At 46.5% G+C, this 24,551-nt stretch carries 17 protein-coding genes and 1 pseudogene; 13 read left to right on the top strand and 5 right to left on the bottom strand.

Translation table 11 applies throughout. The features are described from left to right. The first annotated feature begins 70 nt into the window (after nt 1-70). The 3 genes from ACIDITHRIX25_RS98370 (at nt 71) to ACIDITHRIX25_RS98360 (ending at nt 3,642) form a co-directional block, all read left to right on the top strand. Nucleotides 71-223, top strand: a complete 153-nt coding sequence (locus ACIDITHRIX25_RS98370) for a hypothetical protein (RefSeq protein ID WP_201733497.1) — start codon at nt 71-73, stop codon at nt 221-223. Between the two features lie 858 nt (nt 224-1,081). Then, nucleotides 1,082-2,095 carry a histone deacetylase family protein gene (locus ACIDITHRIX25_RS98365; RefSeq protein WP_201733496.1) on the top strand — a complete coding sequence of 338 codons (1,014 nt, stop codon included), beginning with the start codon at nt 1,082-1,084 and terminating at the stop codon, nt 2,093-2,095. 5 nt (nt 2,096-2,100) lie between these two features. Beyond that, on the top strand, nt 2,101-3,642 hold the full coding sequence (locus ACIDITHRIX25_RS98360; protein ID WP_201733495.1) for a CCA tRNA nucleotidyltransferase: 1,542 nt from the start codon (nt 2,101-2,103) through the stop codon (nt 3,640-3,642). Between the two features lie 351 nt (nt 3,643-3,993). Here the strand turns inward: ACIDITHRIX25_RS98360 and ACIDITHRIX25_RS98355 are convergent, their stop codons facing one another. Further along, nucleotides 3,994-4,638, bottom strand: coding sequence for a class I SAM-dependent methyltransferase (locus ACIDITHRIX25_RS98355; RefSeq protein ID WP_201733494.1), 645 nt, complete (start codon nt 4,636-4,638; stop codon nt 3,994-3,996). A gap of 660 nt (nt 4,639-5,298) precedes the next feature. On the opposite strand from ACIDITHRIX25_RS98355, the gene ACIDITHRIX25_RS98350 reads away from it, so the two are divergent. Then, a complete protein-coding gene (locus ACIDITHRIX25_RS98350) occupies nt 5,299-7,038 on the top strand; it encodes an alpha-amylase family glycosyl hydrolase (protein WP_201733493.1) in 1,740 nt (579 codons plus the stop codon). An 821-nt stretch (nt 7,039-7,859) separates the two neighbouring features. Then, nucleotides 7,860-9,458 (top strand): ABC-F family ATP-binding cassette domain-containing protein, encoded by a 1,599-nt coding sequence (locus ACIDITHRIX25_RS98345; RefSeq protein WP_052606055.1) that lies wholly within the window; start codon nt 7,860-7,862, stop codon nt 9,456-9,458. Nucleotides 9,459-9,974: 516 nt separating this feature from the next. Here the strand turns inward: ACIDITHRIX25_RS98345 and ACIDITHRIX25_RS98340 are convergent. Together ACIDITHRIX25_RS98340 and ACIDITHRIX25_RS98335 are read right to left on the bottom strand one after the other, a co-directional pair. After that, nucleotides 9,975-11,048, bottom strand: coding sequence for an inositol-3-phosphate synthase (locus ACIDITHRIX25_RS98340; protein WP_052606053.1), 1,074 nt, complete (start codon nt 11,046-11,048; stop codon nt 9,975-9,977). A gap of 126 nt (nt 11,049-11,174) precedes the next feature. Continuing rightward, nucleotides 11,175-11,852 carry a PadR family transcriptional regulator gene (locus ACIDITHRIX25_RS98335; RefSeq protein ID WP_201733492.1) on the bottom strand — a complete coding sequence of 226 codons (678 nt, stop codon included), beginning with the start codon at nt 11,850-11,852 and terminating at the stop codon, nt 11,175-11,177. Nucleotides 11,853-12,443: 591 nt separating this feature from the next. Between ACIDITHRIX25_RS98335 and ACIDITHRIX25_RS98330 the strand changes: the two genes are divergently transcribed. The 8 genes and pseudogenes from ACIDITHRIX25_RS98330 (at nt 12,444) to ACIDITHRIX25_RS98295 (ending at nt 19,771) form a co-directional block, all read left to right on the top strand. Further along, nucleotides 12,444-12,848 carry a DUF5318 family protein gene (locus tag ACIDITHRIX25_RS98330; protein WP_201733491.1) on the top strand — a complete coding sequence of 135 codons (405 nt, stop codon included), beginning with the start codon at nt 12,444-12,446 and terminating at the stop codon, nt 12,846-12,848. 547 nt (nt 12,849-13,395) lie between these two features. Continuing rightward, a complete protein-coding gene (panB, locus tag ACIDITHRIX25_RS98325) occupies nt 13,396-14,235 on the top strand; it encodes a 3-methyl-2-oxobutanoate hydroxymethyltransferase (protein ID WP_052606050.1) in 840 nt (279 codons plus the stop codon). A gap of 321 nt (nt 14,236-14,556) precedes the next feature. Further along, nucleotides 14,557-14,931, top strand: a complete 375-nt coding sequence (gene rpsF, locus ACIDITHRIX25_RS98320; RefSeq protein WP_201733490.1) for a 30S ribosomal protein S6 — start codon at nt 14,557-14,559, stop codon at nt 14,929-14,931. Between the two features lie 39 nt (nt 14,932-14,970). Beyond that, complete coding sequence (locus tag ACIDITHRIX25_RS98315; protein ID WP_052606047.1) at nt 14,971-15,462, top strand: single-stranded DNA-binding protein; 492 nt, start codon at nt 14,971-14,973, stop codon at nt 15,460-15,462. Further along, nucleotides 15,462-15,716, top strand: a pseudogene (gene rpsR, locus ACIDITHRIX25_RS98310) (30S ribosomal protein S18); the annotation flags it as partial. The gene ACIDITHRIX25_RS98315 and the pseudogene rpsR, both read left to right, overlap by 1 nt. Nucleotides 15,717-15,853: 137 nt before the next feature. Continuing rightward, nucleotides 15,854-16,297: a 50S ribosomal protein L9 gene (rplI, locus tag ACIDITHRIX25_RS98305; protein WP_052606044.1), complete on the top strand. Its 444-nt coding sequence runs from the start codon at nt 15,854-15,856 to the stop codon at nt 16,295-16,297. A gap of 136 nt (nt 16,298-16,433) precedes the next feature. Further along, nucleotides 16,434-18,449 (top strand): replicative DNA helicase, encoded by a 2,016-nt coding sequence (gene dnaB, locus ACIDITHRIX25_RS98300; RefSeq protein WP_201733488.1) that lies wholly within the window; start codon nt 16,434-16,436, stop codon nt 18,447-18,449. 410 nt (nt 18,450-18,859) lie between these two features. Beyond that, a complete protein-coding gene (locus tag ACIDITHRIX25_RS98295; RefSeq protein WP_082058702.1) occupies nt 18,860-19,771 on the top strand; it encodes a DMT family transporter in 912 nt (303 codons plus the stop codon). 681 nt (nt 19,772-20,452) lie between these two features. On the opposite strand, the gene ACIDITHRIX25_RS98290 is transcribed toward ACIDITHRIX25_RS98295, so the two are convergent. Beyond that, nucleotides 20,453-20,866, bottom strand: a complete 414-nt coding sequence (locus ACIDITHRIX25_RS98290) for a hypothetical protein (protein WP_152626049.1) — start codon at nt 20,864-20,866, stop codon at nt 20,453-20,455. 775 nt (nt 20,867-21,641) lie between these two features. Further along, the gene (gene acnA, locus ACIDITHRIX25_RS98285) at nt 21,642-24,314 is read right to left on the bottom strand and encodes an aconitate hydratase AcnA (protein ID WP_201733487.1); all 2,673 of its coding nucleotides are present in this window, start codon (nt 24,312-24,314) and stop codon (nt 21,642-21,644) included. Between the last annotated feature and the right edge of the window lie 237 nt (nt 24,315-24,551).

Here is a 24,551-nt window from a genome sequence, read left to right as displayed (position 1 = left end):
AATCTCACCTTAGATGGCAGGCACCTACGGCGATGCTTTAGGTTTAGTAATGGTTTTTATCTAAGGTGAGATGGTTCCATGGACGCTGCCAGTTGGTATTTTGCTTCTTGCCAAGGATCCTGAGGTAACAGTGATTATCGAATTGTTGTTGGGTATTGGAAGTTCATTTAACTTGTATGACTTTGCATCTAGAGATCGATACTCGCATATGAGAATCTTCTAGAGGGGCTATCGAATTTTATTTGGAGAAATAAGTGATTCAGAGCGGATCAATATGAGGTTGTATATCTATTGGTAGAATCCATAATTTTAGAGTCTTGATTTGAAAATATTTTTCTTTTTGATTTTAATGTAGATCCTATATTGACTTTGCATTTATATATGAAGCGATTAATTTATGAAATATTTTTTATATTTAGCTTTGTTTTTCACTTATTTTTATAGGACTAGGTCCAGACTACAAACCGCTTAGATTGAGTTAGAGTGACTTGGGTGGTTTAAGGTGACGACTTCAAGCTTCAAATGTTAGATCGTTCCGAGGATGCTATTTTGCGGTGACATTCCTTACGGTGAGATGTTGAGAATCTATGATTATTCACTTTGATTCATCCTAGGCCACCTTGTTGACAATTTGAAACGTTGACAATTTGAAACGTTGACAATTGTTAACATTAGGTTTGTATCCCGAGTAGATTTTATAGCTTCATTTAGTTATTTTCTAAAGAGTGGACTAGATGTTTTAAATAGCGGCGATCTATTGCTATAAAGCATCTGGAAAATATCGATGTGGTTGTTATTTATCACAAGATAACTGTAATATTTGGGGGAGTCGGGATTGTTTTTGATGGATTAGATGGCGAAAGCTTCGTTGGAAATGATCTTGAGTCAATAGGAGGGATTCCCCAAGTTATTAGGGTTTCCGTTGAGATCGAAGCCATCGTTGTTTGAAGGGCAAAGGCAATGTCAACAACTGGAGACCCCGAGTTCAGATGGGAGTCTCTTTCACTTGATAGTTGTTGCTGTTGAAATTTCCATATGGTGATTATTACTCTAGGGCGCTGTGGACCTAAGCTATTGGGTGATGGCAATACTTGTTGGTACTCATAAAAAATTCCATGAGCATGACTCCGGAACTGATCATCCAGAGCGTCCAGAGCGTTTGGAGGCCGTACTAGAGGGTGTGGATCTGTCAGGGGTTGGTGAGGCGGTTATTCACTTCGAGCCAACTCCAGCCAAGATGGAAGATCTCTACCGCGTGCATGATAAGAACTATATCGATGCTCTGAGACGGTTCTGCCTTATGGGTGGCGGACGACTAGATCCTGATACCTCTGTCTCTGTGGCTTCATGGGATGCTGCCATCCTTGCGGCAGGAGCTGGATTAGATGCCATACGCCGCCTTGGTGACAATGAAGCCGATAGCGCTTTTCTAGCTGTTCGACCCCCGGGCCACCACGCCGTGATAGATCGTGCGATGGGGTTTTGTCTAATTAACAATGTCGCAGTAGCCGCCGCATCCCTTGCTAGCCAAGGTGAACGGGTGTTGATCTTTGACTACGACGCACACCACGGCAATGGGACTCAAGATATCTTTTATTCAAGTAAAGACGTAATGTACGCATCAGTTCACCAATATCCTCTCTATCCAGGTTCAGGACGCGCCTCAGAAGTTGGAGTTGGAGAGGGACTGGGAACCACAATAAATATCCCGGTTCCAGAAGGTACAACCGGTGCTACCTATTTTGGTGCGATCGAGCAGATCTTGATGCCCGCTATCGAGAAGTTCTCTCCAACCTGGGTAATAGCCTCTTCTGGATTTGATAGCCATATTGGGGATCCTCTTTGCGATCTGGGATTGACCTCAAGTGACTTTGGCTCGCTCATTACGTGGCTCTTTTCACTCGTTCCAGGGGGTCGGCGCTTGGCATTCCTAGAGGGCGGTTACGATCTAGATGCCCTTCGGTTGAGTACAGCCGAGACGATAGCGGCCATGGGGGGAGAGACTCTCCATCTAGAACGAGCCAGCGAGGGAGGAGCCCTTGTTGGAGTTTTGAATGCTATCAGAGAACAAAGGGCGCGATCACTGGAACTTTAAAGACTATGCAATTTGATAAATCGGAATTCGACGTTCGTGTTAGGGAGATCAAAGGCGAACTTCATACCTTAGTTGAGGCCTTTAGTCGTCACGAAAGAAAGATCTATCTAGTTGGTGGTTCGGTCCGCGACGCGATTTTGAGTGCGACCCATGACAAAATGAGTTACCCAAAGAGTGCATCTCACATGGGTGATAACTCTGTCGGAGATTTTTTTGGCGGTGATGGATCTCTAGAGGATGATCCAAGAACGGATGTAAGCCAAGCTTCGGCGGATCAATCAAGAGGTCCTTCGATTGACTATGACCTAACCACTGACGCCATGCCAAATGAGGTAGAGGCGATCCTTTCCTCTATCAGCCGCAAGGTTTGGACGGTTGGCGCCGAATATGGCACCATCTCAGCACTTATTGGTTCACGGATAGTTGAGATTACTACTCATCGAGGCGATCTCTATAGGAGCGATTCCCGCAAACCGGTGGTGACCATGCCAACTACCCTTGAAGAGGATTTGATCCGACGCGACTTTAGGATCAACGCAATGGCGCTAGATCTTTCGGATGAGTCGCCTTCTGTAATAGATCTCTTCGACGGGATGGGAGATCTCAGGCAAGGTTTGATTCGCACGCCTAGAGAGCCGGAGAAGTCCTTCGATGACGATCCCCTTCGGATGCTACGGGCTTGTCGATTTGCAGCGCAGCTGAACTTTAGAGTTGATGAAGGCGTTGTTTTGGCGATGTCACAGATGGCAAGTCGCATTGAGATTATATCGCCAGAGAGGCTTGCTACGGAGTTCAACAAACTTATGGTAACCCCAAAGCCATCTTTGGGACTTAGGATTCTTAACGACACCGGCCTTACGCATTTCTTTTTACCAGAACTCTCCCAATTGGCCCTAGAACAGGATCCGATTCACCACCATAAAGATGTACTTGAACATACTTATAGCGTCATAGATAAGACTGAAGCGAATTTGGAGCTGCGACTAGGGGCGCTCTTTCATGATATTGGAAAGCCAGCGACTCGTCGTTTTGAAAAAGGCGGAGTGACCTTTTACAACCACGACAAAGTTGGATCAAAGATGACCAAGAAGAGGATGCGGGCGCTTCGCTATTCAAGTGAGATGATTCAGAGGGTTTCGCGTCTCGTCTATTTGCACTTGCGATTTCATACCTATGAAGCGGGGTGGACAGATAGGGCGGTGCGACGTTATGTCGTGGACGCAGGCGATCTCTTAGATAATTTGAACGCGTTGACGTTGGCTGACTGTACCACCAGAAATGCAAATAAGGTGAGAGCACTAGAAGCTCGGATGCAACAGCTCAAGGTTCGAATCCAAGAGCTACGAGCCCAAGAGGAGCTAGATTCACTTCGCCCAGAGCTAGATGGAACCCAGGTTATGCAGATCTTAGGTATTGCTCCATCGAAAGAGGTTGGAGTTGCCCTTGAATTTCTTATGGAGTTGCGAATCGAAGAAGGTTTGATCGGTGAAGATCAAGCAACCAAGCGCCTCTTGACCTTTTGGCAAGAGCGAAATGGTCGGCTCTAAGACTAAGCAGGACTAAGTAAGTCGATCCAAAGCCAACCAAGATGATTCAGCGCCTTCATTTACCCATCAGGTGATTCAACATTCTTAAAGACGTAGGTCGATGGGTTTTGACTATTTAGTGGTTTTTGATTTGATCAAGGCGAGTCGCAGGTTCATCGAATCGAGCAAGACCTCTGCCGCGTGGATACGGCTTGATGGTTGCCAATTTGACGCCTTTGAAATGGCCTGATTTGCATTGGCTTGTGTGCCGCCCCAGGGAAAAGGGCTTAAATGGCGAGATTGGTTCTATTTGCTAACTCGATTTTGGTGAAATAGCAAATGAAGTGCTCTTGGAGTGCTAGCTTCGCTTCTCTATCGTTTTTTTACTTTGACAATTATGAAATCAGGTAGATCCTTGTCTTTATCTTGTTGTTGGGTTTTTTGTTTGATTTGATTTCTTATTGAGATCTCTTCAAAGGTATCGACATAAAGTCCCGCTCGTTGCACAAGCGAAAAGAGTTTTGAGATTGGCCTAAGCGATATCTTTTGTGGGAGTTCAAGGCCAAAGCCGAGCACTTGGGTATCGACGATGTGGCTTTCGAAGTAGCGATAGTCACTAGGAGGTTCGATCAGTGAATTGGTTATTAGCAAGGGATGGGCAACGCTGAAGATGAACGATCCAGATGGGCGTAATATTCTCTTTACACTTCGAAGAAGGCGATCTGGATCACTAGTTGACAATAAGCCCAGTGCGCTAATGACGGTGTCGGCCGAGTCGATGTTGATAAAGGCCAATTCATCGAGACCTCCATTGTGAACCTCATATCTAGGGCTATCTGGATCAGCCTCTTGAGTAAGTTTCGTTATAACTTCGGCGGATGGTTCTACAACTATGAGGTTTGAGATGACGTTGGTATATGGAGCGCTGACTATGCCTCCTATCGCACCTAATTCAACAACGCGGCAACTTCGAAGTGATCCAACGTTTCTTTCGATAGCTCCAAAGAGTGGGTTCATCTCGACCGTACCTAAATCTTGAGCGCCAGAATGGAAGTATTATTCGTCCAAAAGGCAGTCTTTTAAAAGAAATGTTAGCGCCCTTTGGCGACTTAGGGGTTGTCGAATTGGCTTAGGGATGCATGGATCTTTGATTTTGGATCCAAATTAATTTTGATGCAATATTGTCGTTACCTAGCTCGCACCCGGAGACTTGTCGCTAGGGGGTCATCTTTGAGTCTTTCTTTATTTGAGTCTTTCTTTATTTGAGTCTTTCTTTATTTGTCGGGTGCATTTGTCCTTAGCCAACGGGTGCAATAGAGGAGATTTTCTCGAATCTTCTAAGATAAAGCAAGATTGAGAGCTCTAATTCAAGTATTCATCGATCTTTATTTTTATCCAAGGTGAGTCGACTACGTTATTGCCAGAGATGAATGCAATGTTCATTTGTTCGATGTCGCCAAGTTGATAGACGACAATGGCTGGTTACCTAGTGAGGTTTTGTCGCCGTTAGAACAACTCGGGGACGGCGGATGACAACCAGCAGGAGTTCCAAGTTTGGCTTAGCCAGTTGTATTTACCGTATAGCGGCGTGATGAATGGCGAGACGAATAAGTGGTGCGTCAAGATTTTCTTTAGCCCAAGGGCTATCGTCAGAGCAAGATTTTAAAAAGAGGTACTATGACTGATCAAATTTCTCCGTCGCATTTAGATGGCGATCCTAATTGGTGGTCTCAGGCCAGCATCTATCAGATTTACATTAGATCCTGGGTGGACTCAAACGGGGATGGCATTGGCGATCTTAGAGGCGTTATCTCTAAATTAGGTTACTTAGCATGGCTTGGAATCGATGCAATCTGGCTTTCCCCGATAACTAGGTCTCCTAATTCGGACTTTGGATACGATGTTAGTGATTACATCGCCTTAGCGCCGGAACTTGGCAATGACAGTGATTTTGAAGCTTTGATCGCCAAGGCGAAGAGCTTTGGAATTAAGGTTTTTTTGGACATAATTCCAAATCATTCAAGTTCTAAGCATCCATGGTTTATTGATAGCCGATCATCTAAGGCTTCGAAATACCGGGACTACTACGTTTGGGCTCCGCCAAAGAGCGATGGTGGACCACCTAATAATTGGCTAGATGGAACGGGATCGAGCGCTTGGACGCTAGACGACGATAGCAATGAGTACTATCTTCATAATTTTTTGGCAGATCAACCCGACTTAAATTGGTGGAATCCAGCGGTCCACGAAGAGTTTGAGAAGATCTTGACCTATTGGTTTGATGCGGGAGTTGATGGCTTTCGTATCGATGTTGCCCATGGGATCTACAAAGATCGCTATCTTCGCGATGATCCGATCGCTATTGCGGATGTAATGGATGCACCATTTGGAGTGGCACCAATCTTTTCCAAGAACCGACCCGAGGTTCACGGACTCTATCGAAGATGGAGAGAAATCTGTAATGAATATGATCCTCCTAAGGTTCTCTTAGGTGAGACGTGGGTCAACAAACCAGAGACCTTGGCTCGCTTTTTTGGAGATGGTGACGAGCTGCAGCTGACTTTCAACTTTGGCTTTACGACCTCGTTATTTGAGCCAACCGCGATCCGTCGTTCGATCATGGGCGCTATTGGCGGCCTTCCAATGGGAGCTAGGGCTACATGGACTGGGTCGAATCATGATATTTCTCGCTTTGGGTCTCGGTGGTGTAATAAAGATAAAGACAAGATAAAGGTAGCGTTGGCGTTGATCTTTATGGTGCCAGGGGTGAGTGTCTTGTACTTTGGAGATGAGATCGGCCTGGCTGATTCAGATTTAGACGAGGCTGATCTTCTCGACAACATGAGCATTCAGGCCAGAAAACGCATCGGAAACGAAAAAGCTTTCCTACGAGATAGGGTTCGAACTCCGATGCCGTGGAATTCGCAGGTAAATCGTGGCTTTTCCAAGGGAGATAAGACTTGGCTTCCGATAAGCGACCCGATCTTCGGAGATGTGGAAGAACAGATCGCCGACCATTCGTCGATTCTGAATTGGAGTCGAGCGCTGATCTCTCTGCACTCGGAGATCTCCTTAGATGCCAAGATCGAAGAGATCGTCTTTTCTCCGGTCCAGTGGATCTATAGAATCGATAAATTTCTCGTCAATGTCACCTACTCTAGAGAAAATCTATATAAAACAGATCGCCTTGGTTTTGATCATCTTGAATTGATTATGACTAGTTTGGGAATGGATAGTCATGGTGAAGATGCTAAAAACGACGATTTGGCTAGCCACCGAGAACCAGTAGTTCGCGGCGCGGGGGAAGAAATCTGTGCCGGACTAGTTGGTGTGGGATCAACCGACGAGGCGCATCTTGAGGGTCCATTTGCTGTGGAGATCTATCGCATTATTGGTCAACCCAACGATGTTAGGTGAGGTTTGCTTGCGCCATTAGTTGGGAGCTAACTATTTGAGAGTTAATTAGAACCCAGCTAATCAGAAAATAGCCAATCGAGTCCATGTGAGTTAGCGATTGGAAAATTTCAGCTCGATCCCTATCGGCAATTGGTGAGGGTTGATCTAGTGGTTTTGTGTGGGTTTTTTCATAAATACGATTTTTTCTCTATATAAGCTAGTTTAAGTTCATTTTTAGTTGTTAAATAATTGTTTTATGTGATTATATCTCTATAAAGTGTTAGCTCCCATAGGTGGGCTCTTATCGACTGGCTAATTGCCCACCCAATTGACTATGAGTAAATAAGTGATTGGTTAAACGGACGAGGCACTTTGAGGCTCAGGTCTATTTGACTCAATTAAATTTGAACCAATTGATATGACGCGAGTACTCTTTGGTGGTTTTTCAGTTGGCTTTAATTGTTGGATCTAATTTTTTAAAGAATTAGCACTAGGAGATGTAACTTGGGCGGGTTACGGCGCGATTTTTAGCTTCACTTTCTTCGATTAGGTGAGTGTATCCAAAGTGAGAAATACCGTCCTCTTGGATTGGTCAAGTCGGCAGTGCGCGGTAATAATGGGCATTTAGTTGTCTGGGTCATCTTCGACCGCTGATCTTCGAAGATCTCTTTTTTATTCGGTTAGAGTCGCTGGTAGCGGTTCATTTTGGCTCTCTTGTTTGAGTGGTGTGAATATTTGTATTTGCATGGGTGATGGCCCGCCTGCTATGCGACGGTCGATAAAGCCGCTGTGGCGAAGTACGCTGTTATAGTAACAAGTCCAGAAATGCAGGTTTACTTTTCGTGCTCAGAGTAGAGAAACTCGATGTGAACCTTGGGGCCCGACAACTCGTCGGCGGCGCAAGTTTCTCAATCAATAATGGAGATAAGATCGCACTTGTCGGACGTAATGGGGCCGGCAAATCATCAATGCTGTCGGTGCTCATGGGTGATGCAGCAGCTGCCCTGTCTTTTAGTGGTGTCATAGAAGCCCAAGGTAGTGTGGGGTTTCTTCCTCAGGATGTAGACGATGAAGGTCTAGGTATGGAGCCATATGGCCTGTATCATGTCCTTTCAGCCAGGGGTCTGGATCGCATCGAACATGACCTAAGAGTTGCCCAAGAGCTCGTAAGCAAAGATCCAACCACTGAAAACATACAACATCTCGTTGATCTACAAGACGATTTTGGCCACCGCGGTGGATACGAGTCGGAGTCAGAGATCTTCAGGTTGGCAAAAGGCGTTGGCCTTGATGAAGATGTCTTATTGGCTGAATTGTCTTCTCTTTCGGGTGGTCAGCGTCGTCGATTGGAGCTTGTAAGAGTACTTTATCAAAAGCCAGAGACGATGATTTTAGACGAACCTACTAACCACTTGGACCTAAAGGCCAAGGCATGGCTAATGGCGGAGCTAACCGCCTTTGCCGGTGCACTGTTGGTCGTCTCCCACGACTTGGCACTATTGGATAAATCGGTAACTCGAGTCTTTAACTTAGAGAACGGAAAGCTGGAGCAGTTTAAGGGTAACTACTCTGCGTATCTTGCCTTCGTGGAAGAAGATTCAGCACGACGATTTAAAGCTTCCACTATGGAAGAAAAAGAGATAAAGCGTCTCAAAGAACTTGCTGATTCGATGCGCCACTCAACCGCATCACGAGCTAAGACCGCCCAGAGCTTAGATTCACGAGTTGAACGAATGCAGTCGAGTCGAACAGAGGTAAGGGCGGCTACCACCAAGATTAAATTCAAACTCCCTACACCACCAAGATCGGGTGTGACCGCTCTAGAGGTCGATAAGTTATCGGTACGATACGGAGAGTTGGTAGTTATACCTTCGCTTAGTTTGAGTCTTGAGCGAGGAACCCGACTGGTTGTAATTGGCCGAAACGGTGCTGGTAAGTCATCTCTGCTGAGATGTCTGGCAGGAGTTCAACAAGCTACATCGGGCACGATCAAATTGGGCCACAATGTGGCTATGGGCTACTTTGCCCAGGAGCATGAAGAGATCGACTATGGAACTACGGTTCTTGGTAATTTAGGGGATTCGATTCTCAAAGAAGAGCGAGAGCGTCGAGCGATCTTGGGATCTTTTGGACTCAAAGATGCCCACGTAAATGAGAATCCCGCTTCGCTCTCCGGTGGTGAGCGTACCAAGCTCTCATTGGCTAAGATCGCAGCTGGAAACAACAACCTTTTGATCTTGGATGAGCCTTCGAATAACCTTGATCCTCGATCGAGAGCGGCAGTAGGAGAGATGCTTCGCCACTGGAGTGGGACTTCGATTCTGGTGAGCCACGATCGAGCTTTTGTGGCTGCTTATCATCCATCACATGCCCTTATGCTGCCAGAGCGCAAGTTCACCTATTGGAAAGAGTCGATGTTGGAGCTAATCGAGTTGATTTGACTCTAGCGAAGGTTCTTTTGCCCCCGATTAATTTGTGTTGCGATTAATTAATTAATGTTGATGATGTGCCTTCTGTGTGTGCTGCTTGGTTTGGTTTGATCTGTTTAACAGAGTTGCTCACCAGAGTCATCTACCCATTTTTATCAACACCTTGGGATTTGATTGCAAATGGGTGGCTCTTATGAGGTGACCAGGTTATTTGTTTTAGATCGACATGGAGATTGCCAAAAGATGGCCTTTTGGGCTAAGTCTCAATTTTCCAACCTTGGGTCGGCAAAGTTTATCTAGTTTTGTCTTGGTTGGATCTATGTGGTTTCGGCGATGTAGTTATCAGTTGACGTTGTTGGCGAATATAGCCATTAGGTGATTTTCGAGGAATTTCCACACTAACTAGCCGTTAAGTAGGATTTCAATAAAAAATAGAGGCCAATAATGAGATAATTTCTCATCAAGGGCCTCTATAAATTTTGATTATAAAGCTGTCGCTGTAACCGTGGCCGTCGGCCCTAGTGGAACTTAGAGTCCCTTGGCGAATTCATTGACCATATCGTGGGCGATGTGGTCGCGATATTGTACCGGTGGAGACTTCATAAAGTAGGCTGAGGCACTTAGAATTGGGCCTCCAATTCCACGGTCTTTGGCGATCTTGGCACAACGTAGAGCGTCAATGATAACTCCAGCTGAGTTAGGCGAATCCCACACTTCGAGCTTTAGCTCAATGTTCAAAGGTACGTCACCGAAGTTTCTTCCCTCAAGGCGAATATAAGCCCATTTACGGTCCTCTAACCAAGCAACGTGATCCGATGGCCCAATATGGACGTTGTAGTCATCTATGCCACCATCTACCTGGCTTGTGACGGCTTGTGTCTTAGAGATCTTCTTGGACTCTAGTCTTTCACGCTCAAGCATGTTTTTGAAGTCCATATTTCCGCCAACGTTTAGTTGGTAGGTTCGATCGAGCACCATTCCACGGTCTTCAAAGAGACGGGTAAGAACTCGGTGGACGATCGTAGCGCCAACTTGGCTCTTGATGTCGTCGCCAACGATGGGCACATTGGCTTCGGTGAACTTGGCTGCCCAGATCGGATCTGAGGCGATAAAGACAGGGATTGCATTTACGAAGGCGACCTTAGCGTCGATGGCAGCCTGTGCATAGAACTTTTGCGCTTGCTCGGAACCAACGGGAAGGTAGCTGACGAGAACGTCAGCGCCAGTGGCGGCTAGGATTGCTGCTACGTCGACGGGTTCGGCGGGAGACTCCTCGATAATCTGTCGGTAGTACTTGCCAAGGCCGTCAAAGGTCGGTCCGCGAAGGACCGTAACACCAAGATCAGGCACTTCGGCGAAGCGAATAGTGTTATTTTGACCACTGTGGATCGCCTTGGAGAGATCAGTCCCTACTTTTGAAGCATCGACATCGAATGCGGCTACAAATTCTATATCTCCAACGTGGTAGTCACCTAGTTGGACGTGCATCAATCCTGGGACGACCTCAGTTGGGTCAGCGTTTCTGTAGTATTCAACTCCTTGTACCAGCGAGCTGGCACAGTTACCGATTCCGGCTAGAGCTACCTTTATCTTTGAGCCCATATTTATTCCTTCCTAGTTTAGAATCACTATCTCTGATAGATCGATTCACCCTTAATTTTTTGATTCTTGATCTCCCTGAACCGCTGACTTTGCTAATGCAAAGAAAGGATCGATGGAGGTTAGAAGTTATGGTTGTGAAACCGACGTAGTCTCCCTAGCGATCCTTTCTTCATTATTTAGTGAAATTTGCGATTCAACCGTGGCAATTAGGGACTTTACGAAATTGATTTCGTTTTCAACGATTCCAATTAGCCTTCGGTTGATCTGGTCAGGCAAGATGCCAGCGGTTGCATTTGGTTTTGATGCGACAGAGCGTATCTTGCGAAGCCTCTCGAGATTTGCCACCCTCTCGTAAAAGCGCTCCAAGACGATATCGAATTTGGATTCATCGGCGAGGCTTAGCCAAGCTAAGAAATCGGCTTCAGATTCGAGTGGAGCATGCTCGAAAAGTTCGTCGAAGAGCTTGACTCCAATCTCGGTAATTTTATAGACACGCCTAGTGCGAACGGTTCGTTCTGTATTTGAGCGCCATGTAGTGGCCCTCACCCATTCGTCACTCATCGCGAGATCACCAGTCAGCGATCCTGTGGCAGCTACAAAGGTAGAGGCAGAGTCGACGAAGGATTCAAGCGCGGAGCGTTCCTCCAGGCGAGCTAGTGCTGGATATAGCGATCCAAATGAGAATTGAAGAAGAGGACCAGCCAACTCTGAGAGACTTTTTTTGATTTGATATCCGTGGTAATCGCCTCGCTTCAAGAGCGCTAAGACGGCTAGATCTAATAATTGTGACGATGTCTTTTTCATGATCACCTCCTTGGCAATTCACTTTAAGTCAAACTTGTAATCGTTGATAGCTGACATCTGACAATCAGATTTGGTGTCAGCTATCATCTATCGAACTTTTCTTATATTTCATTGGCCAATCTCATTGGCCACCATCTCGATCTCTGTGGGCGAAATGATAACTAGATTCACTACTACTTGATAAAGCCACGCCCGTAATTAAGGCTGTCCTCAAGTGGTGGTTTCTACCTGATTTCAAGGACCAAATCTTAGAACCAACGGTTCGAGGTTCTTTTTGTATCCAAGCATCAAACCAAGTTCAAGATATCCTGTTTGATGCAACCCAGATCGATAGAACCCAGCGTTTTGGATTTCCTTGACTTTGATATCAACTAATTACTCTCAAACCAGTCTGCCCTAGTGCGTCTACCCATCAATTATGCGATTTCGATATATCAACTTGATATATCACGAAGTTATTCCTTAAAAAACAATACCCGATCGTATTTTTTTTCAAGCAGGGTCGAAATTTCACCCTTTTGGCAGCCATAGTTGCTCAAAGATAAATTTCGTTGTCGTTACTTTCTAGAAGCTCGGTAACATTTAACTTCGGTGGAACGACAATCTAAAATAGACATATCAGGTGTAAATGAGCGAACAATTGATTTTGTGCTTGCTCGAAGAGCACTTCTACGTGCCTTTGGACGAGGAGAGGTCCTAAAGACGGAGATTTGCGATGCCCAACCAGAGTTGATGCGCGCTGCTTTGAACCTTGGGAAGCCCAAGAGTTCTATATGTCCTATATGTCGAGATACCAAACTCGTTAGCGTCTACTTTGCCTTTGGTCCAAAGTTGCCAGCACACGGGCGATGTTTGAACTCTGAGAGTGAGATCGATTCGATCCTATCGAGACATATAGATGCAAAAGTGTATGAGGTAGAGGTGTGTTTAAACTGTAAATGGAACCATCTTGATCGACTTTTGGCCCCTTTTGTCTTTGGCGAAGAGAGCGCTTAGCGTAGCCTCGCTCGATGACGAAATAGTGATATTCGCTGGGATGGCGACCTTTGCTTTGGATGATCACCGCATAGATTGACCAAGTCCGTAGAAGCAGGAAGCATTTGCGAACGCTAGTCAATTTTATCGATCTGATTGGCTCTAGATTCAGTATGGCTAGTCCATCTCGACGGGTTAGCTGACCTCCTCTGGGGAGTCACAAGGTCAATTTTAGGTTTGATCGGTCTCTTGTTATTGGGTCTTTTGCTGGGGATCATTTCCATCTAGATATTTCGATTGTGTCGCTCGATGGCTGTTTTGCCAGCCATGGCCTCTTTGCGATATGACGCAAGTAAAGATTGCGCAGGCAGACCAAGGATCCAATCTATGCACCGATAGGTCAAGCAGATTAGCAATTCAAGGCGGCAGATTTGAAGAGTTGTTGAGCGGCTGGTAGGAAAAGGGTAGAAAATCTTTTTTGGTTGCCCCTTGCGTGCAATAAGTAGTTACTGATATTGTTGAAATCAGTGCCTGCAGCTTCTAGCGCGGGACACGGGAGGTAATTACCATGATTCGGGAACGCGTCACTGTTCCATCTATTCGTAACTCTAAGGTTCGTCTCGGGCACGAGCCAATTTCCATGATCACCGCGTATGATTTTCCTGGTGCGCGTATGGTCGACCAGGCAGGGGCCGACATGATTCTCGTCGGTGACTCATTGGCAATGGTTGTTTTGGGCCACAAAGACACTCTCTCGGTAACCATTGACGATATGGTACATCACACAAAAGCGGTAGCCGCAGCAGATCCTCTTGCTTTGATTGTCACCGATATGCCTTGGATGAGCTATCACACCGGGACGAAAGATGCTGTTGTTGGCGCATCGAAGTTGATTCGAGCTGGTGCCAGTGCCGTCAAAATTGAAGGCGGTGCGATCAGGGCTAAGGTTATAAAGGCGATTGTGGAGGCCGAGATTCCAGTTGTCGGCCATTTGGGATTGACGCCTCAATCGGTAAATAAGTTTGGTGGTTTTAGGGTCCAAGCTAAATCCAACGAACAGGCCCAAGCACTTTTGGAAGACGCCAAAACAGTCGAGGCGGCCGGAGCGTTTTGTCTAGTTCTAGAGGCAATTCCAGATGTAGTGGCTAAGGCGGTTACAAATACACTTTCGATTCCAACTATCGGTATTGGTGCGGGTGCTCAATGTGATGGACAAGTTTTAGTCTTTCACGATATTTTGGGGTATGGCTCCAAGAAGCCTCCGAAGTTTGTGAAGCGTTACGCCAATCTTGAAGAATTGGGTATAGAGGGTCTAGCTCGATATGTTAAAGATGTGCGGACCGGCCACTTTCCTGATGACACTCAGACATATCATGACAGCGACGGTGTAATTTCTAAGCTCTATTAGACCTTTATTCTTAGGAACATTTAGTTTCTGGGAGATAAAACTCAAATATGAAGCCTTGGGGTTGTCGCCACTTTAGAGAGGTGACCCCAAGGCTAAGCTTTTTTAATAGCCGATAGTCAAAAGGCGATATGGTCGATTTCCATCAATGTCCTTGTCTTTGCTTCTTAGCCGAGCCTCTAAATCGAAGTAGATGACGTTTTGCTGAGCGATTCTCATGAACGGTGCCTTGGTTGGCTCGGTCGTTTTTTATTCATATACAACTAAGCTTTACTCTTTGAAATTGTGGGAGAAATCTCACCGAACCTGTTCTGTGGATTGGCCATGGAACCCCTGGGAAACCAGGGTCCGGAGGAGGAATATATATTGCTTAGGCCATATGAACTTATGGTTATTCTTGACTCGCGTCTAAATGATAGCGATTCAGATGGAATCATAACAAGAGTCTTAGATCTCGTGCGTAAAGACGGAAATGTCGGACGTATCGATCGATGGGGACGACGCAAACTCGCATATGAGATCAATAAGGTTTCAGAGGGTAATTACTCGATAATTGAATTTGCATCTACTCCAGCTACGGTTACTGAAATCTCTCGAATTCTCTCCATATCGGATGGAGTTCTACGCCACAAGATCATCAGATTGCCAGAGCGCATCGCGGGTCGAGTGCTCGCCAAAGAGGCTTTAGCCCAAGAATAGCGAGCCGATGGCTCAGACCACACCAGCTGGAGAAGACAGATGTCAAACGGAAACTCGGTAACTTTGATTGGAAATGTAACTCGTGATTTAGAGTTACGATATACCCAATCAGGACAACCAAGCGTAACATTCGGAATTGCAGTTAATAGACGCTGGCAGAATCGACAGACAAATGAGTGGGAGGAAGCAACCTCTTATTTTGACGTCGTATGCTGGCGCGAATTGGCAGAGCACGCCGCGCAGAGCCTATATCGGGGCTCGCGTGTGATTGTGGTAGGGCAACTTCAGCAAAGAAGTTGGGAAGATCAAGATGGACAAAAGAAGTCCAAAATTGAGATCTCGGCTGAAGAAGTTGGACCTAGCCTGAGGTTTACCTCTGCACAGTTGAATCGTACCGAACGCCGTACCCGTACTAACGACAATTCACAGGGTTATTCCGCTCCAACCTATGGAGCGCCTACCCAAACACCATCGGGTCCTGTGAATGAAATAATTCCAAGTAATTACATCGAAGAAGAGGAACCCTTTTAATGGCCAAAGGCAAAGAGAGCTCGTCCCGTAGAGCGCCCAAGGAAACTAACAAGAAGATCAAGAAAAAAGTATGTATGTACTGCATCAAGAAGATTGAGTACATAGATTACAAAGACACCGATCCGCTAAAGAAATTTATGAGCGAGCGTGGCAAGATTCGTGCCCGTAGAGTCACAGGTAACTGTGATCAGCATCAAAGGGCAATTGCGGGAGCAATCAAGAACGCCCGCGAAATGGCACTACTTCCCTATACCCAACGAATGGTCGCAGAGCGTACCTCGATTCGTCCGCCTAAGCAAGATTCCAATAATGCTTATACGCCTGACGCAGATGAAAGCGATGACTTGGTCGACATGTTTGCTGGTGGAGCTGATTTGGAGGATGAGAACTAATGCAGATTGTTTTGAGAACTGATCAAGCCAACTTAGGTAAGCGCGGCGACATCGTCAATGTCGCTGATGGGTACGCAAGAAACTTTTTGATTCCACGGGGCCACGCCATAAAGGCGACTCCTGGAATAAAGGCACAGGCCGATTCGATGCGTCGTTCGCGCGATCTCAAAGACAAAAAGGCCAGAGAAGGTGCTGAAGAGATAGCCAAGAGGCTAGCTGGAGCTACCGTTGTGGTTGGCGGAAATGCTTCCCATGAAGGAAAGCTCTACGGCTCAGTCGGTATTCCTGAGATCATCGAGGCGATCGAAAAGAGTCACTCGGTTACACTCGAGCGTCGTTCGATTCTCCTAGTGGATCATATCCGCGAAGTTGGAGATCACACGGTTGAGATCTCCTTGCACCCACAAGTGCGAATTAGCGTTACGGTTTCAGTAACCGAATAAAGACGTCATCATGGCTTTTCTTTTAGCCTAGGCGTTAGTGAATAACTATTATAAGTAGAGCAACGGACTATCTCTTTTTAGCGATTTTGCTGATTAGGAATAGTCCGATCCTCTTTTTTAGCAGGTGGTGACCAAAGTGGCTAGAGCGCCGCGCCGTGATTTAAAGTCAGTGGATGGTGGTCTAGAACGAGCAATTCCTCATAACCTCGAGGCTGAGGAGTCTTTGCTGGGCGCCATGTTATTATCCAGGGACGCAATTGCAGATGCGTTGGAGTTTTGCCAGGCATCTGACTTTTACAAACCATCCCATGTAGCAATCTTTGAGGCGTTAGCCAGTCTTCATTCTCGAGGTGAATCTAGCGATCCAGTTAGCGTTGCTGATGAACTTCGTCGCCAAGACAAGTTGGAGACGGTAGGCGGAACCGCATCGCTCTTGGAACTTCAGGCCAAGACCCCAACAATTGCCAGTGCTGCGAGATATGCCAGAATCGTTGAGGAATACTCCCTACTTCGAAAGTTGATCAGGGTAGCCACTGAGATCTCAGAGCTTTCTTACTCTGTCCCAGAAAATGTAGGCGCAGTCATAGATATGGCTGAGACTTTGATCTTTGAGGTCTCTCAAAGAAAGAGCGCTGAGACCCTAGTCTCTATCAAAGATGTGTTACTCAAGACCCTCGATGAACTTCAGGCCCAATATGAACATCCAGACTCCATTACTGGAGTTGCAACTGGCTTTCATGAGCTCGATGAGATCCTGTCGGGTCTTCAGCGTTCAGCTCTTATTATCGTTGGAGCCCGACCCGCTATGGGCAAGACATCATTTGCACTTGGAATCGCTACTCAAGTCGCGACTCGCGCAAATCTTCCAGTTTTGATCTTTTCCTTAGAGATGAGCCATATAGAACTCACCCAGAGAATACTCGCGGCTGAAGCACGGGTTGACTCGCGCAAGATGCGAACGGGCAACCTCTCTGAAGAGGATTGGAGTCGAATCTCTCGCTCTCTTGGTCACTTGGGCGAAGCTCCAATATTTATAGATGACAATGCATCGGTAACGGTTTTAGACATACGAGCCAAGGCAAGACGATTGAAGGCGGCTACTGGCGGCCTAGGCCTTGTGGTCGTTGACTACCTTCAGTTGATGTCGGGTGGCTTTAGGTCGGAATCGAGACAGGTTGAGGTATCAGAGATTTCAAGAGGCCTAAAGCTCTTAGCCCGAGAGCTAGAGGTGCCAGTTCTTGCTCTTTCGCAGTTGTCACGCGGTCTTGAGATGCGTCAAGACAAGCGTCCAGCACTTGCAGATCTCCGTGAATCTGGGTGCATCGCCGGCACCTCTAAGGTGTGTTTGGCCAATGGTGAGACAATATCTATTGGAGCCCTAGAGAGGCTCTGGGGCCTTGGTGAGACCAAGGTCTTGACGATGAATTCAAATGGCGATCTGGTTTCAAGTCCCATTAGCGATGTGCGGTTTTCTGGTTTCAAAGAGACCACCCGACTCGAGCTTTTGAGCGGACGTTATATCGATGCGACATTGAACCATAGGTTCTTTACTCGTCGAGGTTGGAAGATGCTCTGGCAACTAAATGACCAAGATGAAGTCGCTGTCTATCCAACGACGAGCCAGTCCACCCAAGCCCGAGGCCGCCAAGGAGACCACCAAGGAGATATGACTCGGACGGTCTATTCATATGTTGCCGACGATTCCCAAGGTGGCCCCACTTTTCGCGGTGGCCTTGCGGTGTTACTTCGCAACGAACAGGATGGCCACATTGACTCTTTGAGTAGCGATTTGTCAGAGGATATCGAGGCAAGTGTCGAATCGAATCCGCTGTTTTTGGGAGACGATCTCTCCTTTGAGCCAGTGGTTGCGGCTAGATCCATGGGTCTTTCATCTACATATGACATTGTTGTTCCAGCAACCTCAAACTTCATAGCAAATGAGATTGTTGTTCATAACTCGCTAGAACAAGACGCCGACGTCGTTATGTTCATCTATCGTGATGAGGTCTATAACGCAGAGAGTCAAGACAAGGGAATTGCGGAGATCATAGTTACCAAGCATCGAAGCGGCCCGACCGGAGTGGCGCGTCTTTCGTTTTTGGAGTCTTATACCAAGTTTGCCAATATGGCCAGGGGCCCAGGAAACCAATAGGCGTAGTAGTTTCTTTGAGCCATGACCAAGCTCAGCTTTTTTGCCCGCGATTATCATGGATTTCGCTTTGGATAAGTGGTCATTGCGAGTATCTAGAGCTTGGTAGCTTTTGGGGGTGGGCATTTCATTTTTCGGCCCTTTTGATTTGGTAAAAGTTTTTCTTCAGCAATAGTTTTATATGCAACGATGTATTTTGATCAATCCGGCCCCTATGGGAATTCTCCACCTGAAGGTAATGCCACCTTTCAATCGGTAGCTCAGCATAGAGAGTTATACCATGGAAATGGTGATCAAGCAGGGCATTTGATTCGGAATATTCAATTTCGCTATTTAATTTTTTGATGGATATCACCTGCTTTGTTTAGGTTTAATCTGATTCAGGGGATTTTGCTTGAAAGTTACGGTGTTAGGTGAAGGATAAAAGGTCGGGATTGGCCAAGGCGGCCTTGGCGTTAGTCGCTATTGCTTGGGGTGCTTCTCCAGTGGCCACTCGATTCTTACATCGTGGTGGTGGGGTTGTGCTATTGATGGAATATCGGTTCGTCCCGCTTGTCGTTGTAATTTTGCTCCTATTGGTAGTTCGATCGATCAAGCGGCGAGATTTCAAGGTGCTAGATTTAGGTGGCTTTAGCTCTATTCGTGTCATAGGCGTTTCGTTGCTGGGTGGCCTTGGGTACAATGGCCTGGTAAGTGCGGCTTTGACCTATTCCCATGCCACGATCGTGGGTATATCGCTCACGACAGAGCCGATATGGATATTGATCCTTGGCACTCTTTTTATCAGGAAGAGACTCTCTCGCGGCCTTTTATTGGGTGTCGCGCTCGCCATTGTTGGAACAGTGGTGGCCGCAGTGGCCGCACCGGGCGGTGAAGCAGGCGGTTCGAATGCAGTAGTGGCAGTAATCCTGGGAGTCTTAGCCACTTTTTGCTGGGGCCTCTATAGCGTTCTGACCCAAGATTGGAAGATATCGGCTTTAGATATGACCTCTTGGATGGTCATCTGCGTTAGCCCTATTGTTATCGTTGCTCAACTACTCTTGCATCCAGTCATTCCACAATTAAATAGTGTCTCTGTGGTGATCTCGATTCTCGTGGTCAGTGTGATATCGACACTTTTGGCGATTACGGGCTGGAACTTTGGGGTTTCAATTCTTGGATCGTCGCTGGCCGCACCCTTTCTCTACCTGCAGCCAATTTCAAGCGTTTTGCTCGCACTGGTTTTTTTAGGCGAGACTCCGACTTTATTCGAGGTAGTCGGCCTTGTGATAATCGTTCTGGGAGTAGCAATATCGCAATATTTGCAACAAGTACACGTGAAATAACCCTCTTAAGAGGACTTAGATCCCCGCTAACCAATGACGATCGTCGATTTTGGCCGTCAGCGAAATTATGTAATTTTTCTAGAGCCCTGGTTGTCTATCCCATAAAGTGATCCATGGATTAAGACAAGATGCGAGTGTGCTGTTGAGGCCTCATTCTCGTGCGGCTATGGATCTGCTCCTTGCTAAAGGGTGTAAATGTGTTGCCCAAGAGGTGTTCATCACTCAGATACGCTTAGGCACAAGGTGTCAAATGATAATTTTTGAAGATTGTGAATCTACCAATGATTGGCGATGGCGAGCCTATCTACTCATTGGAGATGATAGAGCCAGGGTTGTCAAAGCTGGTGAAGTAGACTTTTGGCTAAGAAAATGGCACTTGGAGCCTTTTGTGATATCTGGCGAGGTTACTCTCCAAGCAATGAAATTGGCGCTATAGCGAGATTGTCAAAAAGATTGCGGTTGAACGGGGTGCGAATCAAAATTCATCTTTGAGTCATTGCGCTAATGTAAATTAGCTAGTAATGGTCTGGATGTCGCGACTTATTGCATGGGAACGCTGGCAAACCCAATTAATAGGTCACCTGGAATTGGACGAGTGGGGCGACCCTCAAATAATTCAAAGACTACAAATGGACTCTTTGTCGTGGGTTCTTGCCGGGCTTTAATTTGTTCCCAGTTGTTTTAGCTGATTTGAATTATTTCAGGCAAAGGTTCTTGGGCGGGTATTGCACCGATTATTTCCATTAGATGAACCGACATTAGATTGATCATAACTTCTTCACCTGAACTATTGGGCCAGAGTTCCATCGAGGAAGAGTCATTTATCACCGGTAGGTAGTCATCTGCGTCAAGGGTTGCTATTGTGGATGATCCATCTCGAATTAGGTGTATGAGAATACGTCTTCGACCCATCACCGGGTCAAAAGTTATATCTAGAACTTCAAAGCCAAGATATTCAGAGGGAGGGATCTCTGAGACGATATTGGGGGGCATGAAAGTATGGTCAAAAGTTACCGAAATGACCAAGCCGGCTAGGAGGGCTTTAAGGTCGATTACCACCTGCGCATCGAAGAGGTTCTCACCTTTGGTGCCCATTTTTGCCTTTCCAAAGGATAACTTAGTCCTTTGCGGATCTTTTTGGCAAGTTGATTTCGATTAGAGAGATTTTCGCGAGAGCGAGCTTTGGATTGGTATAGTGCGGTTATTTTTGATTTGGCATTATAAGACGTGGCCTTTTAAAGAAGTTACCCTTTGGCTATCTCCACATTTGTGAACGACGACATCGATCTTTTTTTCCTGAGCAGATGGGATGACTATCCCAATGTAGCGCCGGGTTGCAATGGCTTGGTTGTCGAGGTTTTGGTCTTTGTATAAATCATCGACCATCTGCCATCTAAGTACGAGAGTGCCTCGGTGGTGCATTTTAGATGTGCAAGCGGATCAAATCACGATTCCAGATAGGACAAGGAAAAGCCGATTCAAGAACATCCTCTAAAAAGACTTTTTCAAAAAAATACTGATTCAAAAACCTTAACCCAAAAGAACTGATCCAATGGGCTATAAGCCTTTGGCCGTCCATATCTTTGACATTGCAAATTCAAGGAGACCCGCCAGATAGATCCCATGTTTTTCTTGAGTTTGGAAGCTTTTGGGTCGAATTGGTAAGAGGTAATTGATTGATTTGTCGTATGTCATAACCTGTTAATGCGAATCAGCTAGAGAAAGAGACATCTTCCTCTAGCTGATCTTTAATCGCGGCTTTTCATAAAAAAGAACCCATTGAAAAAGTCGACCATCTCAATGGTTTGGTTCAACTAGTTGAACCAAACCAGGTTGAGATTCAAAGGGTTAATTTCAATTGCCTTGGTCTTTAGGATTTGGCCAAGTTGCGAAGCACATATTGAAGAATTCCACCGTGGCGGTAGTAATCTAACTCCTTTGGAGTGTCGATTCTTACCTCTACATCGAAGGATTTGTCTCCAGCGGTCACCGTAACCATATCGGGAAGTGAGTCACTTTGAGCTAGCTCTTCGACTCCGCTAATGTCGAAGACTTCCTGACCGCTTAGACCTAGGGAGGCGATTGAGTCACCGGTGATGAATTGCAGTGGAAGAATGCCCATTCCGACCAAGTTGGAACGATGAATTCTCTCAAAGCTCTCCGCAATAACTGCCCTAACTCCAAGGAGGAAAGTTCCCTTGGCGGCCCAGTCGCGTGATGAGCCAGAACCGTATTCTTTTCCAGCCAAGATAACCAGTGGAACGCCTCGCTCTTGGTATGTCATAGCAGCGTCGTAGATCGTAGTAATGGTCTCTTCGGGGAAGAGTTTGGTAAAGCCACCTTCTTTTGGTTCAACAAGGCGATTTCGAATTCGAATGTTCGCGAAGGTTCCACGGATCATTACTTCGTGGTTACCACGACGAGCACCATATGAGTTGAAATCTCCTTGGGGGACACCGCGCATCGAGAGCCATTCGCCAGCAGGAGATGAAGCTTTGATCGATCCGGCAGGCGAGATGTGATCTGTGGTAACCGAGTCACCAAAGACCCCTAGAACTCTTGCACCTACAATTGGCTTGACTGGCGCTGGAGTTGGCGTGATACCCGCAAAGAAAGGCGCCTTGTGGACGTAGGTTGACTCCTCATTATTCCATTTGAATTGACTTCCAGATGGAGTATCAAGGGTCTGCCAACGCTCATCGCCTAGGAACGCATTGTTATATGATGAGGCAAACATCTCAGTTCCAATGCTTTGGCGGATCACCTCAGCTACTTCAGCTTCACTTGGCCAGATGTCACTCAAATACACCGCTTTGCCGTCAGCCGTCTCACCAAGTGGCTCGCTGGCGAGATTGATGTTCATGGTGCCAGCGATTGCATAAGCGATTACCAAGGGAGGCGAAGCTAGATAGTTCATTCGTACGTCTGGATTGATTCGGCCTTCGAAGTTTCTATTTCCCGAGAGCACCGATACCGCAGAGATGTTGCCCGCGGCGATTGCAGCTGAGACCTCAGGAAGGAGTGGTCCTGAGTTGCCGATACAAGTTGTGCATCCATAACCAACTAAGAAGAACCCTAGCTTTTCTAGATATGGAGTCAGTGCTGCTCGATCATAGTAGTCCATGACAACCTTGGAGCCTGGCGCTAGTGTCGTCTTTACCCATGGCTTGGCTTTGAGACCAAGCTCAACCGCTTTTTTGGCTACCAGTCCAGCGGCAACCATGACCGAAGGATTCGAGGTGTTAGTACAGGAGGTGATAGCAGCAATGACAATATGCCCATGATCGATATCGAAGCTTCTGCCATCTTTGAGTGTGACGGGGACTTTATTGGAGAGCTCGCTGTTTGATCCTTGTTGCGCGAAGGATTTTTCAAGCGCGTCAACGAAGCGCTCTTTTCCTTGTGTCAGTGGAACACGATCTTGTGGTCGTGCTGGCCCAGCTATCGATGGCACGATGGTCGATAGGTCAAGCTCTAGGTATTCGTCGTATTGAGGAACATGATCTGGATCTAGCCATAGACCTTGAGTCTTAGCATATGCCTCAACGAGTGCGATCTGATCTTTGGACCTTCCCGTGAGGGATAGGTATTTGAGAACTTCGTCGTCGATTGGAAAGACGGTGATGGTCGATCCATATTCTGGGGACATATTACCGATCGTTGCGCGATTTTCAAGAGGTACATTTGCGCATCCGGGACCGTAGAATTCGACGAACTTGCCAACCACTCCATGGGCTCTCAACATCTCAGTAACGGTGAGAACAAGGTCGGTCGCTGTCGTTCCAGCGGGTAGAGTTCCAGAAAGGCGGATTCCTACGACTCGTGGAACCAGCATGGAGATGGGTTGTCCCAACATTGCAGCCTCAGCTTCAATTCCACCAACACCCCAACCTACAACCGATAGGCCATTGATCATGGTGGTGTGTGAATCTGTGCCGACCAAGGTGTCAGGGTAGGCGTTGTTATTGTCGTCGACAAAGACCACTCGAGCTAGGTATTCCAAGTTGACCTGGTGGCAAATACCAGTATCTGGTGGTACGACTGAGAAGTTGTCGAAGGCTTGCTGGCCCCAACGAAGAAATTGATATCTCTCCTTATTTCTCTGGGCTTCTAGCCCAGCGTTGATCGAGAAGGAGTCCGAATTTCCAAAGTCATCGGCAATTACCGAGTGGTCAATTACCAATTCAGCTGGAATGAGTGGATTGACTTTGTTGGGATCCCCGCCGAGTTCAATCATCGCATCTCGCATCGTTGCGAGGTCAACGACGGCTGGCACTCCGGTGAAGTCCTGCATCAGAATGCGAGCAGGGGAAAAAGCGATCTCTTGTGGCGCTGCGCCATTTCGAGAGTTTATTAAATATTCAATATCGCTTGCTTTGACTGATATGCCATCTTCATTTCGAAGCAGGTTCTCCAAAAGTATCTTTAGAGAAAAGGGTAGTTTTGAAACGTCTCCCAAGTGCGAGGTAGCACTTAGTGCGTGAATTGAGTAGCTTTTGTCACCGACAACGAGGTCTGTCTTTGAACCAAAAGAGTTGGCCATCGTCTCTCCTTCTATTTATGTCATACCTATCGTAGCCACGGGCGCCCGTTCTTGCTAATCCGGCTCGTTGGGGTTTTATAATCTTCTAACTTTTTGAAGGCAAACTGATTCGCGAAATACATTAATGACCTTATGTTCAAAGATGAATCTTGGATTAATCGAACCTAGGGCAAATATTGAGTAAAGTACGGGTAAATTCAACTTCGCAATTAGTTAGGTGACTTTACATAGAGGTTA

Source organism: Acidithrix sp. C25 (assembly GCF_904848545.2).
Note: the sequence above shows the minus strand (reverse complement) of the source record. Positions and strands in the feature narration are given on the sequence as shown.